The 24751-nt window shown below is 51.7% G+C and carries 25 protein-coding genes and 1 pseudogene; 8 read left to right on the top strand and 18 right to left on the bottom strand.

What is annotated here, in order from left to right:
• Positions 1 to 21 precede the first annotated feature (21 nt).
• Together ychF and MUB23_RS11170 are read left to right on the top strand one after the other, a co-directional pair.
• The gene (ychF, locus tag MUB23_RS11175) at positions 22 to 1119 is read left to right on the top strand and encodes a redox-regulated ATPase YchF (protein ID WP_244800562.1); all 1098 of its coding nucleotides are present in this window, start codon (positions 22 to 24) and stop codon (positions 1117 to 1119) included.
• Positions 1120 to 1190: 71 nt separating this feature from the next.
• A complete protein-coding gene (locus MUB23_RS11170; protein WP_330641860.1) occupies positions 1191 to 1544 on the top strand; it encodes a DUF1292 domain-containing protein in 354 nt (117 codons plus the stop codon).
• Between the two features lie 823 nt (positions 1545 to 2367).
• On the opposite strand, the gene MUB23_RS11165 is transcribed toward MUB23_RS11170, so the two are convergent.
• From MUB23_RS11165 to gltX, 5 genes are all read right to left on the bottom strand, one after another.
• Positions 2368 to 4716, bottom strand: coding sequence for a transglutaminase family protein (locus MUB23_RS11165; RefSeq protein ID WP_244800561.1), 2349 nt, complete (start codon positions 4714 to 4716; stop codon positions 2368 to 2370).
• Positions 4717 to 4768: 52 nt separating this feature from the next.
• Positions 4769 to 5842 (bottom strand): DUF58 domain-containing protein, encoded by a 1074-nt coding sequence (locus MUB23_RS11160; RefSeq protein ID WP_244800560.1) that lies wholly within the window; start codon positions 5840 to 5842, stop codon positions 4769 to 4771.
• A 50-nt stretch (positions 5843 to 5892) separates the two neighbouring features.
• Positions 5893 to 6837, bottom strand: a complete 945-nt coding sequence (locus MUB23_RS11155) for an AAA family ATPase (RefSeq protein ID WP_244801186.1) — start codon at positions 6835 to 6837, stop codon at positions 5893 to 5895.
• Positions 6838 to 6932: 95 nt separating this feature from the next.
• Positions 6933 to 8801, bottom strand: a complete 1869-nt coding sequence (locus MUB23_RS11150; RefSeq protein WP_244800559.1) for an ATP-dependent helicase — start codon at positions 8799 to 8801, stop codon at positions 6933 to 6935.
• A complete protein-coding gene (gene gltX / locus MUB23_RS11145; protein ID WP_244800558.1) occupies positions 8777 to 10246 on the bottom strand; it encodes a glutamate--tRNA ligase in 1470 nt (489 codons plus the stop codon). The genes MUB23_RS11150 and gltX overlap by 25 nt, the downstream gene beginning before the upstream one ends.
• Positions 10247 to 10456: 210 nt before the next feature.
• Here gltX and MUB23_RS11140 point away from each other — a divergent pair, with 210 nt between their 5' ends.
• From MUB23_RS11140 to MUB23_RS11130, 3 genes and pseudogenes are all read left to right on the top strand, one after another.
• Entirely contained in the window at positions 10457 to 11227 is a 771-nt protein-coding gene (locus MUB23_RS11140; protein WP_244800557.1) for a GTP pyrophosphokinase, read from the top strand.
• A 28-nt stretch (positions 11228 to 11255) separates the two neighbouring features.
• Complete coding sequence (locus MUB23_RS11135; RefSeq protein ID WP_330641858.1) at positions 11256 to 11540, top strand: metalloregulator ArsR/SmtB family transcription factor; 285 nt, start codon at positions 11256 to 11258, stop codon at positions 11538 to 11540.
• 27 nt (positions 11541 to 11567) lie between these two features.
• A pseudogene (locus MUB23_RS11130) lies at positions 11568 to 12062 on the top strand (sigma-70 family RNA polymerase sigma factor); the annotation flags it as partial.
• Positions 12063 to 12184: 122 nt separating this feature from the next.
• On the opposite strand, the gene aroD reads toward MUB23_RS11130, so the two are convergent.
• Positions 12185 to 12952 carry a type I 3-dehydroquinate dehydratase gene (aroD, locus tag MUB23_RS11125; RefSeq protein ID WP_244800555.1) on the bottom strand — a complete coding sequence of 256 codons (768 nt, stop codon included), beginning with the start codon at positions 12950 to 12952 and terminating at the stop codon, positions 12185 to 12187.
• Between the two features lie 213 nt (positions 12953 to 13165).
• On the opposite strand from aroD, the gene MUB23_RS11120 reads away from it, so the two are divergent.
• The 3 genes from MUB23_RS11120 to MUB23_RS11110 all read left to right on the top strand — a co-directional run bounded on the left by MUB23_RS11120 (position 13166) and on the right by MUB23_RS11110 (position 15064).
• Positions 13166 to 14074 carry a LysR family transcriptional regulator gene (locus MUB23_RS11120; RefSeq protein WP_244800554.1) on the top strand — a complete coding sequence of 303 codons (909 nt, stop codon included), beginning with the start codon at positions 13166 to 13168 and terminating at the stop codon, positions 14072 to 14074.
• Positions 14075 to 14144: 70 nt separating this feature from the next.
• The gene (locus MUB23_RS11115) at positions 14145 to 14429 is read left to right on the top strand and encodes a LysR family transcriptional regulator substrate-binding protein (protein WP_244800553.1); all 285 of its coding nucleotides are present in this window, start codon (positions 14145 to 14147) and stop codon (positions 14427 to 14429) included.
• 209 nt (positions 14430 to 14638) lie between these two features.
• Positions 14639 to 15064 (top strand): GNAT family N-acetyltransferase, encoded by a 426-nt coding sequence (locus MUB23_RS11110; RefSeq protein WP_244800552.1) that lies wholly within the window; start codon positions 14639 to 14641, stop codon positions 15062 to 15064.
• 131 nt (positions 15065 to 15195) lie between these two features.
• Here the strand turns inward: MUB23_RS11110 and MUB23_RS11105 are convergent, their stop codons facing one another.
• From MUB23_RS11105 to MUB23_RS11055, 12 genes are all read right to left on the bottom strand, one after another.
• The gene (locus MUB23_RS11105; RefSeq protein ID WP_244800551.1) at positions 15196 to 15657 is read right to left on the bottom strand and encodes a chemotaxis protein CheW; all 462 of its coding nucleotides are present in this window, start codon (positions 15655 to 15657) and stop codon (positions 15196 to 15198) included.
• On the bottom strand, positions 15650 to 17659 hold the full coding sequence (locus MUB23_RS11100; RefSeq protein WP_244800550.1) for a chemotaxis protein CheA: 2010 nt from the start codon (positions 17657 to 17659) through the stop codon (positions 15650 to 15652). Before MUB23_RS11100 ends, MUB23_RS11105 begins: the two co-directional genes overlap by 8 nt.
• A 5-nt stretch (positions 17660 to 17664) precedes the next feature.
• The gene (locus MUB23_RS11095) at positions 17665 to 18600 is read right to left on the bottom strand and encodes a GGDEF domain-containing response regulator (RefSeq protein ID WP_244800549.1); all 936 of its coding nucleotides are present in this window, start codon (positions 18598 to 18600) and stop codon (positions 17665 to 17667) included.
• 29 nt (positions 18601 to 18629) lie between these two features.
• Complete coding sequence (locus MUB23_RS11090) at positions 18630 to 19112, bottom strand: chemotaxis protein CheD (RefSeq protein WP_244800548.1); 483 nt, start codon at positions 19110 to 19112, stop codon at positions 18630 to 18632.
• Entirely contained in the window at positions 19102 to 19725 is a 624-nt protein-coding gene (locus MUB23_RS11085; protein ID WP_244800547.1) for a chemotaxis protein CheC, read from the bottom strand. The genes MUB23_RS11090 and MUB23_RS11085 overlap by 11 nt, the downstream gene beginning before the upstream one ends.
• Before the next feature lie 42 nt (positions 19726 to 19767).
• The gene (locus tag MUB23_RS11080; protein ID WP_244800546.1) at positions 19768 to 20133 is read right to left on the bottom strand and encodes a response regulator; all 366 of its coding nucleotides are present in this window, start codon (positions 20131 to 20133) and stop codon (positions 19768 to 19770) included.
• Positions 20133 to 21809, bottom strand: coding sequence for a methyl-accepting chemotaxis protein (locus MUB23_RS11075; protein WP_244800545.1), 1677 nt, complete (start codon positions 21807 to 21809; stop codon positions 20133 to 20135). Before MUB23_RS11075 ends, MUB23_RS11080 begins: the two co-directional genes overlap by 1 nt.
• A 10-nt stretch (positions 21810 to 21819) precedes the next feature.
• Entirely contained in the window at positions 21820 to 21939 is a 120-nt protein-coding gene (locus tag MUB23_RS20115) for a hypothetical protein (protein WP_442874109.1), read from the bottom strand.
• Between the two features lie 260 nt (positions 21940 to 22199).
• Complete coding sequence (locus MUB23_RS11070) at positions 22200 to 22424, bottom strand: chemotaxis protein CheC (RefSeq protein ID WP_244800544.1); 225 nt, start codon at positions 22422 to 22424, stop codon at positions 22200 to 22202.
• A gap of 57 nt (positions 22425 to 22481) precedes the next feature.
• A complete protein-coding gene (locus tag MUB23_RS11065) occupies positions 22482 to 23462 on the bottom strand; it encodes a CheB methylesterase domain-containing protein (RefSeq protein WP_244800543.1) in 981 nt (326 codons plus the stop codon).
• Positions 23463 to 23482: 20 nt separating this feature from the next.
• The gene (locus tag MUB23_RS11060) at positions 23483 to 24307 is read right to left on the bottom strand and encodes a CheR family methyltransferase (RefSeq protein WP_244800542.1); all 825 of its coding nucleotides are present in this window, start codon (positions 24305 to 24307) and stop codon (positions 23483 to 23485) included.
• The gene (locus MUB23_RS11055) at positions 24279 to 24602 is read right to left on the bottom strand and encodes a hypothetical protein (RefSeq protein WP_244800541.1); all 324 of its coding nucleotides are present in this window, start codon (positions 24600 to 24602) and stop codon (positions 24279 to 24281) included. The genes MUB23_RS11060 and MUB23_RS11055 overlap by 29 nt, the downstream gene beginning before the upstream one ends.
• Positions 24603 to 24751: the final 149 nt, after the last annotated feature.

Raw genomic sequence — 24751 nt, 5'->3', positions numbered from 1 at the left:
TCAGAATGTGGAGGAAAATATATGAAACTAGGTATCGTCGGTCTGCCGAACGTCGGGAAGAGCACGCTCTTTAATTCTCTGACAAAAGCCGGCGCTGAATCTGCCAACTATCCGTTCTGTACCATTGACCCGAATATCGGCATCGTCACCGTACCAGATTTTCGTCTCGGGCTTCTGGCAAACATGTACACGTCCCGAAAAATCACCCCGGCGGTCATTGAATTTGTCGACATTGCAGGACTGGTCAAAGGCGCCAGCAAAGGGGAAGGGCTGGGAAATCAGTTTCTCTCCAATATCCGGGAAGTGGACGCCATTGTTCATGTGGTCCGCTGCTTTGAAGATTCCAATGTGGTGCACGTGGACGGAAGCGTTGACCCGCTCCGGGACATTGAAACCATCAACTTGGAGCTGATCTTCTCGGATCTTGAAATTCTGGAGCGCCGCATCTCTAAGACCGCAAAAAGCGCCCGGAACGACAAAGCGGCCGCCGCCGAATTGGAGACCTTGAATAAAGTCAAAGAATGGCTGGAGGCAGAAAAGCCGGCGAAAACCCTTGTCCCGGCTGACGAGGAAGAAGCGGAGCGGATCGCCTCCCTGAATCTCCTGACCGCCAAGCCCGTGATCTACGCCGCCAACGTAACGGAAGACGATCTGGCCGACGACGGGACATCCAACCCCTATGTTCAAAAGGTCCGTGAATTTGCCGCAGGTGAGGACAGCGAGGTATTCGTCATCTGTGCAAAGATTGAGGAAGAGATTGCGGAGCTGGAGGACGATGAGAAAAAAATGTTTTTAGAGGATCTGGGACTAAAAGAGTCCGGATTGGAAAAACTGATTACCGCCAGCTACCATCTGCTGGGTCTGATCAGCTACCTGACCGCCGGAGAACAGGAGACCAGAGCCTGGACGATCAAAAAGGGCACCAAAGCCCCTCAGGCCGCCGGGAAGATCCATTCCGATTTTGAGAGAGGATTCATCCGCGCTGAGGTGGTAAACTACCAAGAACTTTTGGACGCAGGTTCCTACGCCGCTGCAAAAGAAAAAGGCGTTGTCGGACTGGAAGGCAAGGAATATGTCGTAAAAGACGGCGATGTGATCTTGTTCCGCTTTAATGTCTGATTCGAGCCCGCGGCGGCTCTGCTGGAAAAGATAAACTCAACCACACTACCCACTCAGAAAGGAAAACAAACATGATGGAAAATGGACAAGACTGCGACTGCGGCTGCTGTGACGGCGGCTGCTGCGATGGAGAAGACCTGGTCATGACTCTGGAACTGGACGATGGGACACAGCTGGTCTGCTCTGTCCTGACAATTTTCCCGGTTGACGGAAGACAATATATCGCACTTCTTCCGGACGGGGAGGACGAGGAAGAAGGCGACATCTTCTTCTACCGCTATTCCGAGACTCCGGACGGACAGCCCGTTTTAGGCTGTATCGAGGGGGATGAGGAATATGAAGCTGTGATTGACCGGTTCGATGAGATCCTGGACGAAGAAGAATACGATGAATTGGTTCCCGCGGATGAGGCAGATCCGGAATAAGCGGAACGCCCAAGACAGAGAAACCTTTTAGCGACCGGGCTCAGCGGAATTTTTGCTCCATATATGATGACAAAGGCGGATATCGATTTCCATCGGTATCCGCCTTTTAAACTGTCTCGTCCATTGGACTAATCCTCCTTTGTGATTGTCGACCTGAACCGTATTCAATTTTCTTCGCTTTCCGCTTCCTTACCGCAACCCTTTCTGCTTCTTACTTCCGGTCGGATGTCGTTTTCACAAATCATGGACTCTATCGGCTCGCACCTGCTCATCCACCATCTGCATAACCGTTCTTTCTTCATCCGATAATCTTTGCGGTTAAGTACTCTTGGAAATCTATATAAAATGTACTTTCGTACATCCTGTCCCGCCTGATGCGGAACTTAGTCTTACGTTTTAGGTGGTCCGTACCTCCTTCTTTCATATTTCAAAAGCTTATTGGGAATTCCCTTTTCTCTTGACGTCTCTTTTTCTCTTTTTTCTTTTGATGGTTTTAGTATACACGATGGTTTTGTTTTTGTCAATATCTTTTCTCAAATTTTTTATTTAATTTTTCAAATCCTTTTCCCGCCTTTATGTTGTCTCATTTTATCATATTTCATATACAATTTGCAACCATTTCTCTCGTTTCCAAACAGTCAATGAAAATCATCGTTCTAAAAGGAAAGATTCATATAATACTACCCCCTCAAATGCTTGACTCTACCAGAAGTGGTGCATTTTCCCACGCCAATATCAACCGCTTGTGTTTGAAAGGAATCCCGTCCCAGTTTATCGTTATGAAATCCGCCTCCTCACCCGCAGCAGCGATAAACAGCCGGACTCACCGATGCTGCGCAGGGTCTTCTTTAGGGATCTCTCGCCAAAACCGGGTCCATCCATTGCAAGGCTTCTTTAAATGTTCCTGGGCCTTCCAATAGAAATCCCGTACTTTCCGATACTCTTCTTCCTCCACCGGATGCGGGCTGAAACGTGCCCGTTTCACCAAATGAGAAAATTCTTCCCATTCCTCCCTGCCGATCCCTTCCGTCTTTTCTGCGGCTTGTTCTGCAAAATCAAAGTCCAGCAGAGCCCCGGTCTGCGCGTCTCCAAATAAGAACCGTTCCGCTTCCTCCCCCAAAGCAAGGAGCGCCAGGCGGCGGTTCGGGTCCCGCATCCGCATTTGCCTCTTGTTTCTCTTCGACCGTTTCCATCCCACCGTTCCACCTGCCGCCAGCACTACGGCGGCCCCTGCTCCAAACAAAAGCCAAGGAAATTCCGGGGAAATACGTTTTTGTTCTTCCGGCTCTTCCGCCTGCGTCTCCTTCTCCTGCTCTGGCAGAGCGGATGCTTCGGTCTCCGGCTCTTCCTCCGGCGCTTCCAGAGACACCGCTTCGGTTTCCGGCTCTTCCTCCGGCGCTTCCGGTTCTGAACCGGAGGAAAACAGATTCTCCGGGTTCCAGTAAGGCGGCGTCGCCTCCACCGGAAACCAGATCCCGCCTTCCTGATAGATCTCTGTCCAAGCGTGGGCGCTCCCATCGGTCACCCAGGCGGTCCAGGTTCCGTCCCCATTATCGTGAAATTCATCCGGAGATACCATATACCCCTCCACATACCGCGCAGGAATATCCCAAAGCCGGAACAAAACCGTTGCGGCAGAAGCAAAATGAGTACAGTAGCCTTTTTTGTTTTGAAACAGGAAATATTCGATAAAATCTTCCTCTTCCGGCAGGTTTCCGGGAGTCAGAGTATAGACGGCCTGATCCCCCAGATAATCCTGGACGGCGCCGATCAAGTCCGGCAGGGACGCCCCCCTATCCTTCGAAGATTTCCAAGGCTCCCAGACTTTGGAATCCGGCGCGGACAGATAATGGTTCCTGACGTACTCCCCGTAAGCCTCCTCCGCCTTTGACTCCGTCTCCGCCCCACCGGAAAAGGATAAAAATTCCGGACTGTAGGAGTAAGAATCTTCCCGGCTGGACCAGCGTCTAAGATACTGGTCGCCGACGTACCGGATCTCCTCTGGCAACACCGCCCCATAGGGAGCGTACAGATACTGATTGGCAGCATCATAAAGTTCTACGGTCATATTGCGGAAAGAAGCTCCCCTGGCTTTCAGCAGCTCCACCGGAAACGCCCAGACGGTCTCGGCAGATAGTCCGGTTTCGTCTTCCAGTAAACCGGACGGCAGCGCTTCCCAGGAACTCCCCTCATAGTCGCTCCCCACATATGCTTTGAGATACAAAACGTTCTCCGGCACTTCGTCCACCGTCACGGAAAGGGCCACGCTTCCGGACTCCATCCGGTCCCCCTGCCGGGAGAGATCTCCCCCGTTTACGCCGCCGGTGCGGGCGCTGTTGCCGAACAAAGCGTCCCAGTCCGCCGCTTCCTCCAGCCGCGCCCGGATCCAAGTTTTCATTCCGCTGCTGCCGTCGGCCAGAACTGATTCCATCCGAGGCATCAGCAGGCCGGCGCATAACAAAAACGCCAGCCCCATCGCCAAAAAAGAAAAAACTGCCGCCGACAAGGACGGCCTGCTCCATCGCCACCGGCAAAACTTTCCCCTCTTTTGCAGCCCTCTGCTTCCGCCTCCGCAGATCCAAAGAAGAAGCAAGATTCCATACCAGAGCACACCGTAGCTTTTGGGCACCACTCCAACCGTTAAAATAAAGAATAGTTCCAGCGCCATCAACGTATGCGGGAGCACCAGCGACCCCAGCCGGATCAGAAAAAAGGCGCTCCAAAAAAGTAGTAGAACCGCAAGAATCACGAGGAAAGTCTGACTGCTCTCCGCGAGAAGCAGCCGCTTGGCTGCCTCCGTCATTCCGGCAAGCTCCGGCATGTCCGGTCCGGCTTTCCACTGATGAAAATAGCTGTTAAACAATTCGATCCACGAAGAGACTGCGGCCCGCGCTCCGATCGAGACCGGCTCCCACCAGGCCCAGAGAGAAAACCCGGTTCCCAAGGCACCCAAAAGCATCAGCAAGCCTCCCGGCGCCGGAAGACGGCACAGAAAGACGGCTGCGGCGGAAGCGAGGGCTATCGCCCCCACCAGCGGCCCGGCCTGAAAGGGCAGGTTCAGTTCCTCGGCCCCGAAAAAAAGGACGCCGGAAATAAGCCCTGCCAGAAAAACCATCTGACCGAGCAGTTCCGCCGCCTGATAAAATCTGTCCCATTTTTCTGTGTTCGCCATGCTTTTGCTTTCCATTCTTTTCCGGCAGCACGGCCACAAAACAGCCGTGCGTTTAAACCTCCAATCCACAGTGTGAAAGACTCTCTTTTATTGTCTCTGCGGACAGCTTCCCCACCGGTGTTTCTCCGTAGATCAGCTCCAATCCCATCGTCAGTCTGAGGATCCCGGCATAGCGCGCGAGACGGCCTTCCGCCCGGCACAGTTCAAAAAGATCCATAGACGCGTCATAAAGATCCGCCTTCATCAACTGTTTTCCCGCTTCCCATACCTGCTCCGGCTCTTGAATCCGAACGAGTTGAAAGGCATTCTCGTCCGGAACAAACCAGCCGAATTCATGACAGCAGCCTTCCAGGGCCATTGCCTGGCTGATGGAAAAAGCAGCCGTCAGAAACGCACTGCACTGTGCCTCTGTCAGCCCCGGAACCCGGTACAGGTCCAAAAGAAAAAGCACCCGCGGAATCTCCGCCAGGCTGAGCTCCCGCACCATCCAGTCTTCCGACCGGGCTGAAAGTTTCCAGTGCACGCGCTGAAGCCGGTCGCCGGGCTGGTACTCCCGCAGGCCGAAGACTTCCGCCGGGTCTTCCCCCGGTTTGTCCTTGGAAAATGTATCACCGTCCGTTCGAAAGGACCAGGTTCTTCCACTGATGGACAGCTCCACTGGGACCGGTTCGGGAAGAAGATAGATTTCCTTGCAAAATTTCACCCGTTTGGAAAGAGAAAAAATCCCCAGATAGTCCCAAAGCCGCAGATGCTCCACCTGGACTTCACTGCGTCCATAGGGAAGCTGTCCCGGTGGGAAGGAAACTTCCTGGCTGCTCCTTCCATTCACAATGAATTTTTTCCGTATCTTCCGCACAGTTCCGCTCCAGGGATGCGTCACCACGGTCCGGACCGAAAGTTTTAAAAACGGAAGCACCCCCCGATTTTCCAGGCAGAAGGAAAGCTCTTCCCCGTCTCCGTTCCATCGAATCCGAAGGCCGGCCGTCTGCAACAGCAAAAAAAATAGTTGAAACAGCGGAAAAATCAATTCCAACAGGAGTAATAACAAAAAAACTTTTGCAGCATACATCACCAGCAAATAAAAGGTTCCTGCAACCAGGAACAGATAACCAATCCGATTTTTCATGTTCCTCCCTGTCCCGCCGGAACTTCCGGCTCTCCGGAAGCCAGGGGATTTTACCGCCCCCGCAGCGCCGGTCTGGGCACCTGTTTTAAGATCTCCCCCATGATATCGCGCACCGTCACATGAGCTGCTCTGGCACGAGGACTTGGCAGCAGACGGTGAACCGCCACATCCGGGAAAAGAGCGGCCACATCTTCCGGCAGCACATAGTCCCGCCCGCTGAGATAAGCGGAAGCCTTCGCCATCCGGCTGAGAGCCAGAGACGCTCTTGGACTCAGCCCCAACACCAACTGGGGATGCTCCCTCGTCGCGCCGGACAGGGCTGTAATGTATTTTAGAATCGCGTCATGCACAAAAATCCGTTCCACCTGCTGCTGCATATAGAGCAGGGAGTTTCCATCCGCCACCGGAGACACCAGTTCCAGCGGATTGCCCCGCTGCCGGCCTTTCAGGATCTGAATCTCGTTTTCCGGCGACGGATACCCGACGGTCAGACAGACGGCGAAACGGTCCAGCTGGGAATCCGGCAAAAGCTGCGTTCCCGCGGAGCCCACCGGATTTTGAGTGGCAATCACGGTAAAAGGCTTGGGCACAGGATGGGTTTTCCCCTCCAGCGTCACCTGGCCTTCCTCCATCACTTCCAGCAGCGCCGACTGGGTCTTCGGGGAGGTCCGGTTGATCTCATCCGCCAAGAACAGATTGCACATAACCGGCCCCGGCTGATACCGGAACTGTCCTCTCTCCTTCTCATAGAGATAGAAGCCCGTCACGTCCGAGGGCATTACGTCCGGGGTAAACTGCAGCCTGCTGTATGATAGGCGCATTGCTCCGGCAAAAGCCAACGCCATGGTCGTCTTGCCGACGCCGGGAATATCGTCGATCAAAATATGGCCTCCGGCCAGCATCGCAGCCAAAAGCTTTTGAATACAGGCGTCTTTTCCCTGTATGACCTGTTTTACTTGTCCAATAATCTCCCAAGCAATCTGATATCCTTCCATCTGATTCCCCCATCCACTGACGGTCTTTGTGTGATGTTCCATCACGTCTGCCTTCATTTTAGCACAACCGAGATTCTGATTTTCTTACAATATTCCTAAATTTTCGTTCCCCGTTTTCCCTCTGCCTGCCGGACGGCCTCGCTTCCGATCAGCTCTGTCACAAACCGGGAAACCGGAAGTTCTTTATTGTAATGTTCTTTGGTCCAGTAGACATGCAGCATCTGTTTGGCCCTGGTGGCCGCCACATAAAACAGACGCCGTTCTTCCTCCAGATCCGCCTTCCCCGCTGCTTTTTTGTATGGGGTGATCCCTTCATTGGCATCCAGGATATATACCACCTGATACTCCAGACCCTTCGCGCTGTGCATGGTCGAGACCGCGATACCGCCCTGTTTCTCTCTCCCTGTCTTTTGTTCCTTTAACTCTTTCGTATAGTCCCGGATATGGCCCATCCACTCCGGCAGATTCCGAAACGGCCTGGACGCCTCATGGAGCTCGTCCAGCACTTCAAAAAGCTCCTCCGGCTGCATTCTCCGGTACCCGGCGTACTCCTTCAAATATTCTTCGTAGCCGACGCTTTTGCGCAGGTAATTAATGGCGGCAAAGGGCGTCATTTTTTGCAGCATCCGAAGATCGTATTCCAGCCGTGTTAGCTTGTCCACCATCCAGTCCTTATCTTGGTAGAATTCTTTCAGTTTTTGAAGATCCACCTCCGGCTCCGTAAAAGCCGCCCGGTGGACATACCGCTTCGGCCGGTTGATGATACGAAGGAAATCCCCCCGCCGGTTGCTGCCATGTGCAATCAAAAGATAGGTCAAAATATCTCCCGATATCCAGTGTTCATACAGGTTGGGGACCATATCCCGCATGGAAAACGGCAGGTTCATCCGCAGCAGCTGTTCCACGATCCCCCTCGGATTTTGATTCGTCCGAAACAAAAGCCCCATCTCCTCATAGGGAATCCCCTGACGGTGATATTCTTGCAGCTCTTTTACCACTTGACGGCCTTCATCTGCCGGGTTCGCAAAGGCTTTTGCCACGATCCTCCCACCCGGACCGGCCGCTGCCGACAGGGATTTCCGGAAACGCGTCTCATTGTGCATCACGAGCTGGCCGGCGGCCTCGACGATCTCCGGCCGGGACCGGTAATTGACGGAGAGCAGGATCTTTTTTGCGTCCGGATAGTCCTTCGGAAATCCCAGCATAATTTCCGGCTTGGCTCCGCGGAACCGGTAGATGGACTGATCGTCGTCCCCGACGATAAAAAGATTGTTTTCCGGCGCGGCAAGCATCCGGATCACCTCGTATTGAATCCGGTTGATGTCCTGAAATTCGTCGATCAAGATATACTGGTATTTTTTCTGCCATGCCGCCAGAATATCCGGGCGCGCCTGCAAAAGCTCATCGCAGAGGCGGAGCATATCGTCAAAATCGATCAGTCCGGCTTCCCTGAGCTTTTCTTCATATCCCCGATAGAGGGCGTGGAACACCTCTTCCGGGCAATGGTTGGAGTAATAGTGGGCGAGATCCACCCGGTCACCCTTTACCCGGCTGATCTCATTCAGAATTTCCGAGAGAAATTCCGCCTCATCCTCCACCTGGGGACGCACCTGATCAAAGACCTGACGTATCAGCTCCATCCGTTTCTCCGGCCGCAGAATATGGCTTCCATTGTAGTGATAGGCAATTTTAAGGATTTTAAAAAAGACAGCGTGAAAGGTGCCGAAGGACACCGGAGTCCTCTCCTCCCCCATCAGGCGGAGAAAACGCTCCTTCATCTCGTCAGCGGCGGCTTTCGTGAAGGTGATGACAAGAATACGCGACGGGTCCACCCGGCGCTCGGTGATAAGGGCACGGACCCGGTGAGTGATGACTGTGGTCTTGCCGGAGCCTGGGCCGGCCAAAATCAAGGCGGGCCCAGTTCCCCAGCGGATCGCTTCTAGTTGGGACGGATGGAATGACATAACTTTTCAATTCCTGTGCGGATGCGGCGAAGGCTTTCCTCTTTTCCTAAAATCTCCATGATCTCATATGCCCCGCCCGGCGTCATCTGCTTCCCGGAAACAGCGGTGCGGAGAGGCCAGAGCGCCTGACCGTTCTTGATTCCCTTTTCCGCCACGTAGGCGGCCACCATCTCCTGCACGCTCTCATGTCCCGTATCCTTTAGCGCCTCGATTCTAGGGAGCATTTCCTGGAGAGCCAAAAGGGAGTTCTCCGAGTTGGTCTTCATCTTTTTGTGGGTGTACATGGCCACGTCATAATCCGGAAGCGCCTCAAAAAAGTCGATGGCTCCGGCGATATCGGGAAAGACCTCGATCCTGGTCTTCATCAGGTCCGCAATGGCCTTCTGATCCAGATCCCGCTTGATTACAGACTTCACCACAGGCAGCGCGCGGACGTAGTATTCCTCCTCATCCATGGCTTTGATATATTCGCCGTTCATCCAACGGAGTTTCTGCATATCGAAAACCGCCGGTGATTTGCTGATATGACGGTAGTCAAAAGCCGCAACCAGCTCGTCCAGTGAAAAGATCTCCCGGTTTTCTTCCGGACTCCAGCCAAGGAGCGCCACATAGTTGACCACCGCTTCATTGAGAAAGCCCTGGTCAATCAGATCTTCATAGGAAGAATGGCCGCTGCGCTTCGATAACTTTTTGTGCTCCTCATCGGTGATCAGCGGACAGTGGACGTACACCGGCTCTTCCCAGCCAAAGGCCTCGTACAAGCGGGTATACTTCGGGGAAGAAGACAGATACTCATTTCCGCGGACCACATGGGTGATCCCCATCAGATGGTCGTCCACCACATTGGCAAAATTATAGGTTGGGTAACCGTCCGATTTGATCAGAATCATATCGTCCAGTTCCGTATTGGGCACTGTGATGCTGCCATAGATCTCATCGTGGAAGGTGGTGGTACCCTCTCTCGGAATATTCTGTCTTATGACGTAGGGCTCCCCGGCGGCCAGCTTGGCCTCCACCTCTTCTTTGGATAAGCTCAGGCAATGCTTGTCATAGATGGCGATTTCCTTCCCTTCGATGACCTGCCGCAGGGATTCCAGACGTTCTTTATCACAGAAACAATAATAGGCTTCCCCTTTTTCAATCAGTTTCTTGGCGTAGTCCAGATAAATACCCTTCGCCTGCCGCTCGCTCTGGACGTAAGGTCCTACGCCGCCGTCCCGGTCAGGGCCCTCGTCGTGGATCAGGCCGGTCTTCTTTAAGGTCCGGTAAATGATATCCAGCGCTTCCGGCACAAATCGCTCCTGATCGGTGTCCTCGATCCGCAGGATAAAATCACCACCCGCATGTTTGGCGATCAGATAGGCGTAAAGTGCGGTCCGCAGATTCCCCACGTGCATCCGTCCGGTGGGGCTCGGCGCAAAACGGGTTCGAATTTTATTTGCCATGGATTTTCACTCCTTCGTTTTTCTTTCTTTCATTCAGCATGGCTTATTATAGCATAGATCCCAAAAAATTCAAAGATTTCATTTTTGGTTCATTTTTTGTTCACTACAGTTTTCTTGCTTTTTTTGTAGGATATTGCTATACTAAATATCACATGGTTTGGGAAAATACTCCTATTTTCCATGCAATTCAAACAATTCCCGGAGGATGCTATGCCAGATCTACTGAAGAAAACTTCTCCCGAACCGCTTCAGGTTTACAGTGACACCGATGTGACCGAGATTGTGGAAAATGCCTCACTCTTTTTAGACCAGGCTGTCCAGTATCAGGAACTGATGATGATGTACGACTGTGCGATCAAAGAAGTCCGTACCAAACTGGAGGTACTGAATTCCGAATTTTCCGTCCGGTATCAGAGGAATCCCATTGAATTTATCAGCAGCCGGATCAAAAAGCCGGTCAGCATTGTCCGCAAGATGCGGCAGAGAGGGCTGCCTTTGACCTTCTCCTCCCTGGAGCAAAATCTCAACGATGTCGCCGGGATCCGGGTGATCTGTTCTTTTATCGATGATATCTACGCCGTTGCCGACATGCTGATCCGTCAGGACGACGTGACACTTCTGGAAAAGAAAGACTACATAAAATCCCCCAAGGAGAACGGCTACCGGAGCCTGCATCTGATCGTGGAAATTCCTGTCTTTTTCTCCGACCACAAAAGGGATATGAAAGTGGAGGTCCAGATCCGCACCATCGCCATGGATTTTTGGGCCAGCCTGGAGCACCAGCTCAAATATAAAAAATCCATCGAGGATGAAGAAGAAATCATCAAAGAGCTGCGGGAATGCGCCGACACCATCGCTGCCACCGACGCCAGAATGCTTTCGATCCGGAACCGGATTCACACTTCCCCCAACCGGGAAGCTGCCAAAGAAGACGATCCGATCATACGCTATGAAAAAATTCAAATCCCCTTTGGACACTGATTCCCCGCAGAAAATGAAAGGAGCCGATATGCCCACCGACGACGAACTCTATTATCTGGCCGAGCTTTTCAAAATATTCGGCGACCAGACCAGAATAAAAATCTTATATACGCTTCTGGACGGCGAGATGTGCGTCCAGGATATCGCCGACAGCATCGGCATGTCCCAAAGCTCGGTCTCCCACCAGCTCCGGGTATTAAAACAGAGCCAGCTGGTCAAGTTCCGCCGGGACGGGCGGACCATCTACTATGCGCTGGCGGACCAGCATGTCTGCACCATCATGAATCAGGGACTAGAGCATATCCAGGAATAAAAAAATTTTTTTCTCCCTCCCATGTTCATGCCGATGATTATCGGGGAAATCCGCCGGTATCTCAGAGACAACAACAGCATTCGTGTTTCCCGTTCTCTCCGCGATATCGCCTACAAAGCCATTTCCGCCAAGGAGCAGATGACCAAGATCAATCTGAAAGAACCCTCCTTAAGTGAAATCGCCGCGGAGATCGGCATCGATAAAGACGAGATCACCCAGGCTTTAGACGCCATTCAAAGCCCGGTCAGTCTGTACGAGCCGGTCTACACCGAGGGCGGTGACGCGCTGTATGTGATGGATCAGATCAGCGACAAGAAGAACCGGGAGGACAACTGGGTGGAAAATCTCTCCCTCAGCGAGGCCATGCGCCGTCTGCCGGAGCGGGAAAAAAATATTGTTCACCTGCGTTTTTTTGAGGGCAAGACTCAGATGGAGGTCGCCGAAGAGATCCACATCTCCCAGGCACAAGTCAGCCGTCTGGAAAAAAACGCGCTGAATACGATGAAAAATTATCTGGCTTAATATTGGGTCAAGGAAACTGACTGTCTGGTTCCCAAACCAATCAAAGAAAACTGCCCGGAGGCGAGGAAGAAGTTACCGCCGGGCAGTTTTTATGTAGAGATCAAAAATGGCTTTCCTTTTTCTTAAGCCAGAAGCTTCCAGAGTTCATTTACAATCGCAACCGGAATCTGTCCCGGAGCGCTGGCGGCCTTGCCGACCACAAAGCTCATATCGGAACCGTACAGGTCGCCGATCACGCGGGAAATCTTTCCGACTTCGCCCATGGACATGGTGATCATCGGCAGATCAACCGCTTCGGTCCTTGCGCGGTAGGTGGCTTTCATCAGAGTCATCACATCCAGGAAGTTCTTCGGCATCACGGCCAGCTTCGGAATGTCAGCGCCGAGCTCTTTCTCTTCGATCAGCTTGTTGTAGATGAACTCTTCGGAAGGGGTCTCCGTGAAGTTGTGGAAGGACAGGATCAGCTTGGAACCGGCGGCCACAACGGCAGCTTTTACGGCATCGATGAATTCCTTCTCATTGCAGGCTTCCACATCGATGATGTCGGCATGTCCGGTCTCAAGGGCCGCTTTGATCGTAGCCAGTCTCACATCCTGAGGATATTCCTTGGCGCCGCCTTCACATTTATGACGGAACGTGAAGATCACCGGGATATCGTTCAGATACTGGCCGATCTCCTCCAAAGACTCTTTTACATACTGAGCATCCCCAGCTTTGTCATAATAATCTACGCGCCATTCAATGATATCCGGATTCAAGGCAGCGACCATCTTGGTCTCCTCCACCAGAGCTTCCCTGGTAGCCGGAATCATCGGAATGCAGGACAGGTTCTTGTCACCGCCGAAGACTTTGCCTCTCACATCAAGTTTTACTTTGCTTTCTAATCTCATTTCAGAATCTCCTTTGCAAATTTAGAAATATAGAAATCCTACTTTTATATTTGTACCATAAATGGAATGAAAAATCCAATGATTTTCTCAAATTATTGTACGGATTTTTTTGCATATATTGTTTTTTTTTCATCACTTCCATGGATTTTGCTCATGGTTTTGCTTGAATTTATACCCGGAAGGCATTATGATAAAAAGGACGGAGGTGAATCCATGAATCTACAGCAGCTTTACTATTTTAAAACCATTGCCGAGCTGGAGCACTATACCAAGGCGTCCCAGCAGCTGAATATTTCCCAATCCAGTCTCAGCCATTCCATCACGGATCTGGAGAAAGAGCTCGGCGTATCTCTTTTTATCCGGCAGGGACGCAACGTAAAGCTGACCAGCTGCGGCTCATTTTTCCTGGACTATGTCACCCGCTCCCTGGATATTCTCGACGAGGGCCGTTCCCGCCTGCAAGATTTCATCAGCCCGGAAAACGGGATGATCTCCCTGAGCTTCCTCAGTTCCCTCAGCGGCTTTGTCCCCTTTCTCATCTCGCGGTTCTTCCAGAAAACAGGCAAGGTGCAGAATCATTTCCGTTTTGATCAGCTGGCCACCCATACGATCGAAGAACATCTGCTTGCCGGTGAAACGGATCTTGCCTTTACGACGCCTTTTGATCATGAAGAGATCGCCTCGGTGAAGATCGGCAGCCATAAAACCATCCTGGTGGTTCCAAAAGACCATCCATTGGCCTCGCAAAAATCTGTAAATCTGACCACACTGAAAGGGGAAACCTTTATCACTTATCATCCACAGTGCCAAATCCGGAGCTACGTCGATCAGGTCTTCCAGAGTGTCGGCATCACACCGAAGATCTCCTTCGAGGCGTTCCATGACTCCATCATACTCGGCGCGGTCGCCGCGGGTTTAGGCATTGCTTTGATGCCGGAAGCTGCCGCCGACACCTCCAATTATGCCACCGAAGCCGTGGTTATTGAAAACGATATCCCGGTCCGGGACATCCACATTGCCTGGATGAAAGACCGCTATATGACGCCCGCCGTCAAGAATTTCCGGAACTTTGTCATCGAAAGCGGTCAGCTCCTGGAGGACTACAAAAAACTGCGGGACTGAGGGAGAATTCCATCTTCGATTTCAAAAAGCAACGTGTCTCTTTTGAAAAGGGGAATCCTATACGGAATTAATGCTGGAGGAACAGTTCCGCAATCATGGGCTGACCCTGCGTGTGCGCCATCGGATCCAGCATTCGGTCACTCTTTTTGAGATGGTGGCCCAAAACCACGGCGTCTCCGTCATCTTAAACGACCGGCCGGAGTCGGTCAATAGTCACCCCGGTATCGTAATCCGGCCTTTTGAGGAGCCCGTCTGGCTGGAGACGGGACTGATCTGGAATAAAAATAAATTTCTGTCCAAGTGCGCGAAAGAATTCATCCGTTTTATGGCCCAATATGCCGAACAGCACCCATAAGATCCCGCTTCCCCTCGGCCCCGGCGCCCCTTTGATATTTTCACAAAACGGTAACATAACAGTTATCATACTCTCACAATTCTATTGTACAGTGTAAACAATCTTACCGGTCAAAGCCAGAAAGGGGTGTCTTCATGTTCACGATCCGTAAAGCTACGCAAGCTGATTTCTTACCGGCTGCTCTGATTTTGGAAGGAGCAAAAGTTAAAATGTTCACCGAGGGAATTGTCCAGTGGGACTCCGGCTACACGACTCCCGCCTACATGCAAAAGGACCTGGACAACGGATATTTATACGTCGCAGAAAAAGACGGCGAGATTGCCGCCCACATTACGATCATCGAGGCTCAGGAGCCTCAGTATCTGGATGAAAAGAACTGGAAAGATTCGGAAGGGAAGCCTTGCTGCATCCGCCGAATGGCAGTGAAAGATGTGCTCCAGGGGCAGGGAATCGGGACCGAAACCGTGCGCCTGGCCTGTGAAAAGATTCGAAAAGAGGGATATACCTCCGTCCGTTTTGATGCGTTTCAGAAGAATCCGACCCTGCAGAAAATGGTGGACAAAGCCGACTTTACTCGGATTGGCGTTGTCCTATTCAGCAAAGGCCCCTATGATTTATGTGAATTGGTATTCTGACGATTGGACGGCAGCTTCCTCCAAAAGGGAGTATTGATCCTGCAGCGCTCTCCTGATTGCTGCCGCTTACAAGGAACGGCAGTCATCATTTTGCTGCGGTAAACTTGCGATACTCCCTCTCTTTTTTGTTCTCAGCGGTAAACCACCAGATTTTCCAACGTTTTTTCTAAATCCAATACATAGAAAACCATTTCTCCTCCATATACCGATTTGACCGCGCATTTTCCCAGCCATTCCGGTGTTTCTCCGGTCAGACGGCCGTTCTTTTGCCCCTGAATCATCCGAGGCATTCCGCTTGTCAAAAAACCACACTCATATCCATCTGCTTTGACCAAAAGGATAACCTGGCGGACATTTCCGGGCGTTATTTCTTCTCCCGCCAATTTTTCCAGCGAAACGACAGGAATGAGATCACCATTCCAATTACACACCCCTTCAAAATAGTCCGGGAGACAGGGAACCGGTGAAATTTGAAAATTCCAGAGAATCTCTTCCACGGCTGCCATCTCAAAGCCGCAGCAGAGGTTCCCCGATTGAAGGGTCATAAACTCCATATTCAACTGTTCTCCCAGCTGCATTCTTTCCTCATTCATGACCGCCCCTTTCTTCCGCAATCCGGATAAAATCTTCCACATCCAGCTGAAGGCAGACGCTGCCGTCTCTCCACAGGCACATGCCGGAAATTCCCGTCTCCTGCTTAAAACGGCGTCCAAACAACGGCGGAACCGGCTTTTCCACCATATTATCCTGGCCTTCGATGTGATCGGCGATCAAGCAGGCTTCTCTGCTGCTTCCTTTTACCCAGACCATCACCGGATTTTGCTCCCCATCCCCATGGATCTGGTAGCTCTCGCGGAGAGAAATCACAGGGATCAGCCGCTCCTCATGGATCCAGTATCTGCCGTTTTCCCGCAAAAGGATCCGGTCCTGTTCGGACTGATACGGGTAAAACTGCATCACCTGATGGGACGGTACGCCAAAACAACGCCCGCCTGCCGACAGCCGCATACATTCGACCAGAGCCAATGTTCTGGGAAAGTGCAGATGAAACCGGCTGCCACACCCCTCTGACGTCTCCACATAAAGATGGCCTCCGAATTGTTCCGTCATCTGACGCACAACGTCCAAACCAACGCCGCGTCCGGAATACTCGTTCACCTGATCGCAGGTTGAAAATCCAGGAAGCAGACAGAGTTCCAAAATCTCTTCTTTGCTGTACTGTTCTTCCGGCCGGTCCAGCAGCCCCCGCTTTTTTGCCTTTGCCATCACCTGTCCCAGATCAAATCCGCTTCCATCGTCGCTGACACTGACCACAATCTCACCGCCTGCATTTTCAAAGGAAACAACAACTTTTCCCTCCTCCGGCTTGTCTTGAGCCCGCCTTTCTTCCGGCGTCTCGACTCCATGATCTACGGCATTTCGGATCAAATGGATCAGGGGCTCCAGAATGCGGTCCACAATTTTCTTGTCTGCTTCGACCTCCTGCCCAGTCACGAGAAACGATACCTTTTTCTGCTCTTTCCGGCAAATATCCCGGACGATCCGGTTTAGTCTTGGCGTCACACTGGCGAATGGAACCATCCGAATCGAGATTGTCAGCTCTTCCAGTTCCTTCATCAGGCGCTGGCGCAGGCGATCCCGGTCCTGGTCCGTCGGATTTTCTAAGTAGCTCCCGCCTCTTGCCGTAGAATCCGACTGGAACGCAATCATCAGTTCCCCTGTCAGTTTCAAAAGCTCATCCAGTTTTTGAACCGGTACATTGATGAACTGACTCGTCTGCTGTACAGATTCACTGGAAGAAGGAGGCGTCTCGCTTTCCGCATTTTCCCATACGGGTGTCTGGGGCTCTTGACGATCCGTTTCGCCTCCTGCGGCAATAACCTCCTCCGTCCTTTTCTCCGTGTCTTTCCCCGAAGGAAACGTCTTCTCCACACTAACGCTTTCAACAAACAGCGCCCCTTTGATTTTATCCAACACCTGCTCCATCTGGCCGGACTGAAAGCAGATCCAAAAACCCTCCTCACGGATTGTCTGGCTGGCGGAAGAATTGGTCTCCGGCTGATCTGGGTAACAGGTAAGTTCCTGAACCAACGGCATAATTTGCCTAACCACCAAAAAAGCACGGACGTTTTCCATCTGACAGTCCGGCTCAAACTGAATTCGAACGACCGTTTTTTTCTCCGGAGCTGTCCCGGATATCAGGCGGCTGATTTTCTCCTCGAATCCTTTTACAGGACTGGGCTGATAAGATTCCAGGCGCATCCGGCTCAGCTCTGCTTTCATAAAATCCGACACGGCAAAGATCAGATCCAGCGCCGCCTGCTCCGATCCCTCCATCTTAGACATGTCTTTCCGGAACACATCAAACAGATCTTCCAGCCGGTGGGCAAGAATAGAGAGCTCGTTTAATCCCATCATCGCCGAAGAACTCTTCATCGTATGCATAATGCGGAAGATATGATTGATCTCTTCGCTGGAAAACCCCATTCGTTCCTCCGCCCGGAGCAGAATCGAATCCGCCTGATCTAACAGCTGTTCGGATTCCAGCAAATAGACATCCAGCATTTCTTCCGCGTCTTTCTCAAAATATCCCATTCTCCTTATACTCCTGTTTTCCTGTCCTCCCCATAGATCACCGTCTGGTTTTTACCGGCATTTTTCCCACGGTACAGCGCCCGGTCGGCGCAGCGGATATTTTCCCAGAAATTAAGGGATTTATCATACTGCGTAAGACCCAGCGTAATGGTGCAGAAAAAGGGCTTATTTTCATGCAAAAAAGGAAATTGCCCGACCTCCGTCCGTATCTCCTCACAGATTTGAAACGCTTCCTGCTCAGTGACAGCCATCAAAATGACCAGAAACTCTTCGCCTCCCCATCGCACCACTTTGTGCCTGCGGCAGATGCTTTCCATAATATTGGAAATACAGACAAGCACCATATCGCCGGCCGGGTGGCCGTAGGAATCATTGACATGCTTAAAATCGTCCACGTCAATCATAATCAAAGCGTCCTGGTGATTGGTGTTCTCCAGATCCGGAGCCAGCTTCTCCACCACAAAGTGCCGGTTATACAGACCGGTCAATTCATCCCGGTAAGCGACACGGTTCAGTTTCTCCATATTGACCCGAAGAGTTTCATTCATGCTCTTTAACTCATCCTGTTCCTGCTTGCCTCTCAACCTGGTCCGCACCCTGGACTTCAGCTCTTCCACCCGAAATGGCTTCATAATATAGTCGCTGGCCCCCATAGAAAACCCGCGGATGACATCCTCTTCTGAATCCTTTGAGGTGATAAAGATCACCGGAGTCTGATTCGTGTCCTTTTCCTTGATCCGGGCAAACAGATCGTATCCTTCCATGTCTGGCAGAATCACATCTAAAAGAATCAAATCCGGCGTCAGGTGCTCCAGCGTCTCCAGGGTATCCTTTGCCGTGTGACATTTCACCAGTCCAAATTCTTCTTTTAAAGCCCGTTCTATCTGCTGGCATACGAGCAAACTATCGTCCACCACCAGTATCGTCTGTCTGCCTGTCATCTCTTTTCTCCTTTCCAGTAACTTGGGTCTTACAAAGTCAAAGTCCCAAGTCTGACGGTTTTCACCGTCAGAATCCCCGTAGCGGCATCCAAATCAATGGTTCTACCGTGATCTTTTCCGGTATCCGCCCCTAATATCGGAATATGAAGCAGCCTCAAAGTCTCTCTCACCGCCTGCACATTGCGCTCGCCGATGGCTCCTAAGCTTCTTTCTCCTTGAAACATGCACGCCCCGCCTGCTATTTTTGCTGTGATATGCCTTCTTTCAGCGCCCCGCTCCACCATCAGTCTCACCAGTTCCCGGCATCCGCTGTCGGCAAACTTAAACGGGTTTTTCCGGTCGATGGCTGCTTCTTCGCCGGGAAGCATGACGTGTACCATTCCCGCCACGCAGCGCTCTCTGTCATATAAGCAGATCCCAACGCAGGATCCCAGAGCATATGACACCAAATGCCCGGTTTCCCTGAGAACGCCGGCCTGGGCGATCCCTATGACTACCGGATCATCCCTCATAGCTTTCCCCCAGCGCCTCAAAAATTCGTTTCAGCGATTCCATCTCCGGCAAAAACAGCACATTGTTGACGACGGATAGATCTCCCAAATGATAACTGGCCTGAATCAGTAAGAGCTCATCGCTGATATTGGCAAAATAAATCATCGGCACGCTCAACAGCGCGCCCGTCATATCCACACACAGATCCGGCACCGACACGTCGATCTTAAAATTCATCATCTGAGCCAGAGCATTGATATAGGAACAACACATGATGTTTCCCATCTCGCATACGGCCGAACGCTCCATCTCTTCCAAACGGCCTACATCCTCGATCTTCACGCCGGTCAGTTCCTGCAGCATGATTTTTAGAAAGGACTCGCTGATTAAAAACATGAACATCCCGCTGATATCCCCGGTCACCTGCAAAAGCACGCCGGCCTGTACCTGCTCCACACCGCCTAAAAGCTCCGGAACTTTATGGTACTCCAGGATATGGACGCTGGGGCAATCCATATCGATCCGGCGGCCGATCATCTCGGACAAAGAGGTAATCGCATGGCCGGTTCCGATGTTTCCGATCTCAGCCAATATCTCCTTAGCCGTATTATTTAAATCCGAATATTGATCCATGGTTTTACTCTTTCCTCCTGAAATCATTTTCCGACAAAAAAGTCAGGAAAACACATGCGCCAGAACCTGGGCAATCTGCTCCGGTTTAAACGGCTTTACAATAAAATCCATGGCTCCCGCTTCGATTGCCTCCCGGATGATCATTTCCTGACCTACTGCCGAACACATTACCACATGGGAGGCGGGATCGGCTTTTTTTATCTCCTTTAGCACGCTGATCCCGCTCATCCCTGGCATGGAAATGTCAAGCAGAACCAGATCCGGCTTTTGTTCCCGGAATAATTCCATGGCTTTCTCCCCGTTTTCCGCCTCCGTAATTCGATACTCTCCTGATCCCAGAATCGCCCGTTTCAGCATCATCCGCATAAAAGCGGCGTCGTCGACAATCAAAATTGATTTTTCTCTCATCACAGTTCAAATTCCTCCACCAATTTTTTCAGTACCTGAGCCTGAGCGGACAATTCTTCGCTGGCCGCCGCGCTTTCCTCTGCCATCGCGGAATTTCCCTGAACAATCTCTGATACCATCTCGATACTTTGCCGGATTTGAACAATTGAGTCGGCTTGGCGCACGGAGGCATCTGAAATCCGATCCACCATCTCAATAATTTCTTGCGTCCCATCCACGACATGGTCCATGGAGGTGGTCGCACGATCCGCTGCTCTGGTACCGCTCTCCACCTGCGCCAGCGTCTGCTGCGCTAAACCTGCCATCATCTTGGACGCTTCGGTCGTCTTCGCCGCCAAATGTCGCACCTCATTGGCCACCACAGAAAACCCGCGGCCGGCATCCCCGGCCCTTGCCGCCTCCACCGAAGCGTTCAACGCCAGAATATTGGTCTGGAAAGCGATATCCTCCACTTCCTTAACAATCTTTCCAATGGTCATGGAATTCTCATTAATATTTCGGATTTCTTTAATCAGTTCCCCCATTGCCCCGCTGCTGTCGGTCAGCAAGCCGTTCACCTGGTTGATCTTCCGGCTGGCATTCACAGAATCATCTGCGTTATTCCGGACGCCGTCGGAGATCTCATTGATGTTTGCCGCCAGCTCCTGCATGGATCCCGCCTGCTCCACCGCCCCCTGGGACAGCATCTGAGCTCCGTTTGCCACCTGCTCTGCGCCGCCTGCGATCTGATCCGCGGTATTGGAGATCTGGAGGATCGCATGGTTCAGCAGGGTGGTAATCCGCTCCATTGCATTGCTGACGGCCAGGAAATCGCCGCGGAATTTTACCTCCGAGTGATAATTTAATTTTCCATCACCGATGGCATGCAGTCCTTGATCCAGCTCTGAGACATATTGGCTCAGGGCCGTTGTCGTCTCCCGCATACTGTCGGCCAAGTCTCCCAGTTCGTCTTTTGCCTGATAGTTCAGAGCGACCGACAGGTTCCCTCCGCAGAGCTGTCTGGCCGCTTCCTGGATCTCCTTCATCGGCTCCGTGATACTTTTGGTGATCCGGCTCCAAAGCATGATGGAAACCAGGATAATCAAGGCAGCCAGAAGAACCATGGTCAAAATCATCTGATTTTTTACTGTCTGTGTGTCTCCGAGATAAGCCTCCGCTGTCTCGACGGATAAATCACTGATTTCTCTCAGAGTGTTTCTGGCCAAAATCGCATTCGGTTCATACTCTTCATTGTAAATAGTCAAAACGCCTTCCATCGACCCGGATTCCAAGATCCGAATCGCCTCATCCCGGCTAGGGGCCACATCCGCGAGGTAGCCCGCCAACGCGCGGACTTTTTCATTCTCCGGCATCTTTACCTTCAGCGTTTCGATACCCTGATCCAAAATCTGGACATAGTTCTTTACCTCCTCCAGTTTCTGATCCTCATCGATGCTGTCCATCGCAGAACCCAGATCGAGAATATCCCGCCCAATCCCCTGAATGGCAAATCTCATATCCATCGACGTATAGACCACCTCGAACGCATCCTGATGAAAGGAACGAATGGTATTTGACACGCTGATAATCCCAATTAAGGCGGCTGCAACCGTAATGACGTATAAAACAATGATCGCGGCGTAGGAAACGAACAGTTTCTTTCCAACCTTGTAATCCTTTATCCTTGACTTCTTCATGCTTTCCTCCTCAAATGATATAGCTGGAATGATTAGCCGTCTCGATCTCCAATCTTCCGCTGCCTGTGTAAAAGTATGCGTTTCTTCCGTAATTTTCCCCGGTGTCCTCTGACACGACTGGAACGCCCAACTCCTGCGCCGCAGGCCTCGGCCGCCGTGCCGAACAGTTTCGTCAGGATTGATCCGGCCATATCCGCGAAAAACCGCAAATTCCAGTACCCGGATCCGGCTTTCCGTATAGGAAGATAGGACCAGGAGGCATGAGGATGTCATGATGTTCGAGATTTCATGGAGCAAATCCAGCCCCTCCCGGTCCAATTCCCTCTCTTCGTCACGGTTCGGCCCCAGCAGGCCATTCAGAATCTTTTTTGCCGTGCTCAAACGATAAATCTAGATCAAAAGTCCAGACGCCTCCCCCTCAAAAGGGACCAGCACTCCCACTACACTTTCTTCCGGATCCAAAAAACAACGGGACAGATCCTCATACCGCATCTCCAATAATTCCGGCGGGGTATAAATCAATTCCGTTCCTAACATATTAGACAAAGAGGTCATTGCACTCCCTGTCCCCACATTTCCGAGCTCCAAAAACAAACTCTCGTCCTGCAATCTCAATTTTTTCTCCGTATTCCCCTCTTGTCCCATATTCCGTTTCCATTTCTACCGAGTTCTTTATCCATGCCTCCACCGGCCCGCAAATTCCATCACAGCCGCCGGAATCTCAGAAAGAGGCAACTGACGGCAGACACCGCCCAGTGCCACCGCCGCCTTCGGCATCCCGTAAATTTCACTGCTCTCTCGGTCCTGAGCCACTGTATATGCGCCGGCGCTTCGCATTTCCTGCAAGCCCTTTGCCCCATCTTCTCCCATACCGGTCAGCAGGATTCCTGCCGCACGCTCTCCGGCTGAAACTGCCAAGGACCGGAACAGCATATCGATCGACGGACAAAAATCCTGAGGCGTTGATTCCGATAACCGGTGCATCAGAAATAAGGCTCCTTTTTTCTCAACCGTCAGCTGCTGTCCATGGACAGCCAGATATGCCGTCCCGTCCCGCACCACCTCTCCCTCTTCCGCCACCTTGACACGCATTGCAGACACAGCATTGAGGTATTCCGCCAGCATCTGAGAAAAGCCTTTTGCAATATGCTGAACAATCAAAATGCCGCAGCAGGATTCTGTCAAATTTTTCAAGATGGCGGCAAGCGCCTTCGGGCCGCCTGCCGACGATCCGATCCCCACCAGGCAGCGGCTAGGGAGAGAGTTGACTGCTTCTCTCCGTCTGGCGTTCCCTGCCTTAATTTTAACCTGGAGAACTTTTCCTGCTCCGGACCGGCTCTTTTCATCCTCAAAGCTTTCCAGGTGGATCCATTCCGCCTGCAGCGTACTCCTTTCTTTGATGTACACATCCGCCAGTAAGATAACGGGGATCGACGTATATCCTTCGATCCGCTCCCGAATCCGTTTTAAAAATGCCTCTGTATGACCGCCCACCACCACGCAGGACAGCCCTTCCAGCATATTTCCGGCGTCCTGTGACAGCAGATCTCCCAGCCCTCTTGGTCTTAGGCCCCCCACCTCTATGGCTTCCCAGAGAAATTTTCGTATGCCCGTGGTTTCCGCACAAATCCCAACCTTTTTCGGCTCTGCCAACTGCGCGCCCCCCTCTTATCCTACCCGGTCTCCTCCACCGCTTTCCGGTAGACAGCCGGATAAACATATTGAAATTGTACATGATTCTTCGTCAGCAGCTCTGTATGTCCCAGAAAAAGATACCCTCCCGGTTTCAGCAAGCGGTACAACCTGTTCAGAAGTTTTTTTCTGGATTCATCGTCAAAATAGATCATTACATTCCGACAGAAAATCAGGTCAAAGGGTCCCTGGCTGATCCTCCCATCGAGCAGATTTGCCCGTTGAAACCCCACATGATTCCGAATATTGGGGGTCAGGGTAAAAAACCGGCCGTCCTTCTCCTCCCTGCAAAACCGAAGCCAGCCGCTGGGAATCTGCTCCAGCTCCCAAATCGGATATCTGGCTTCTCTCGCCCGCTGCAATTCCGGCTCCGCGATATCCGTCCCCCAAATACGATAAGCGGGAAGGACGCCGCCCCGCAACTGGTAATCCTCCAGCAGCATGGACAAAGTATAGCATTCTTCTCCGCTGGAACATCCTGCACTCCAGATCTTATAGGTAAGGATCCTTTGGCTCTCCATAAGCTCCGGCAATATCACCTTCTCCAGAAACTCAAAATGTTTCGGTTCCCGCAGAAAAAAAGTATAATTCGTGGTCAGACAGTTAAACACCATCGCCTGGAGATTTTTTGTCTTGTCCCTTTCTACCTGCTTCAAAAGTTCGGTGACCGATGGGATTCCTCGTTTCTCCATCTCTCCGGACAGACGGCATTCCGCCAGGACCCTTTTTTTAGAAAGATCAATCCCGGTCTGACTGCGGACGTATTCCGTTAACATTTCAAATTCCCGATCCGTAAAACGTATCACTTTCTTCTCCCCCGGCAACCTTTTCTCCCAGCACGCCGTACATAGACCCGTCCGGCTCACGGATCAGTACAATACAGGCACGTTTTGGCCGGTACTGCCTGTCCAGATAAAATACAGGCTGCATTTCTTCCTCATAATAAATCATCCCGGCAATCTCTTCCGGAGCCCCCGGCACGGCAATCAGCTCCGGCTCCGTCAAAATCAGTTTGATCCGGTCCCTCCGGATATCGAGGGAGGATTCTCCGGAAAAAAGGCGAATTACATCCGACTGCATACGATTTTCATCCCTCTCCATCTCCGCTTTCCTTCCTGCCTCAGCAGCCATCTCCATAAGTTCCAAATGGGGCCGGACGGCCATACAAATAACCTTGCGCCAGATGGATCACATTGGCGATGACGATCTTTTCTGGCCGGCTCCCAAATACCGTCCCAGGGATTCCATGC

It is taken from the genome of Cuneatibacter sp. NSJ-177 (genome assembly GCF_022867805.1).
Classification (GTDB): domain Bacteria; phylum Bacillota; class Clostridia; order Lachnospirales; family Lachnospiraceae; genus Pseudolachnospira.
This window is presented reverse-complemented; position numbering and strand designations above follow the sequence as displayed.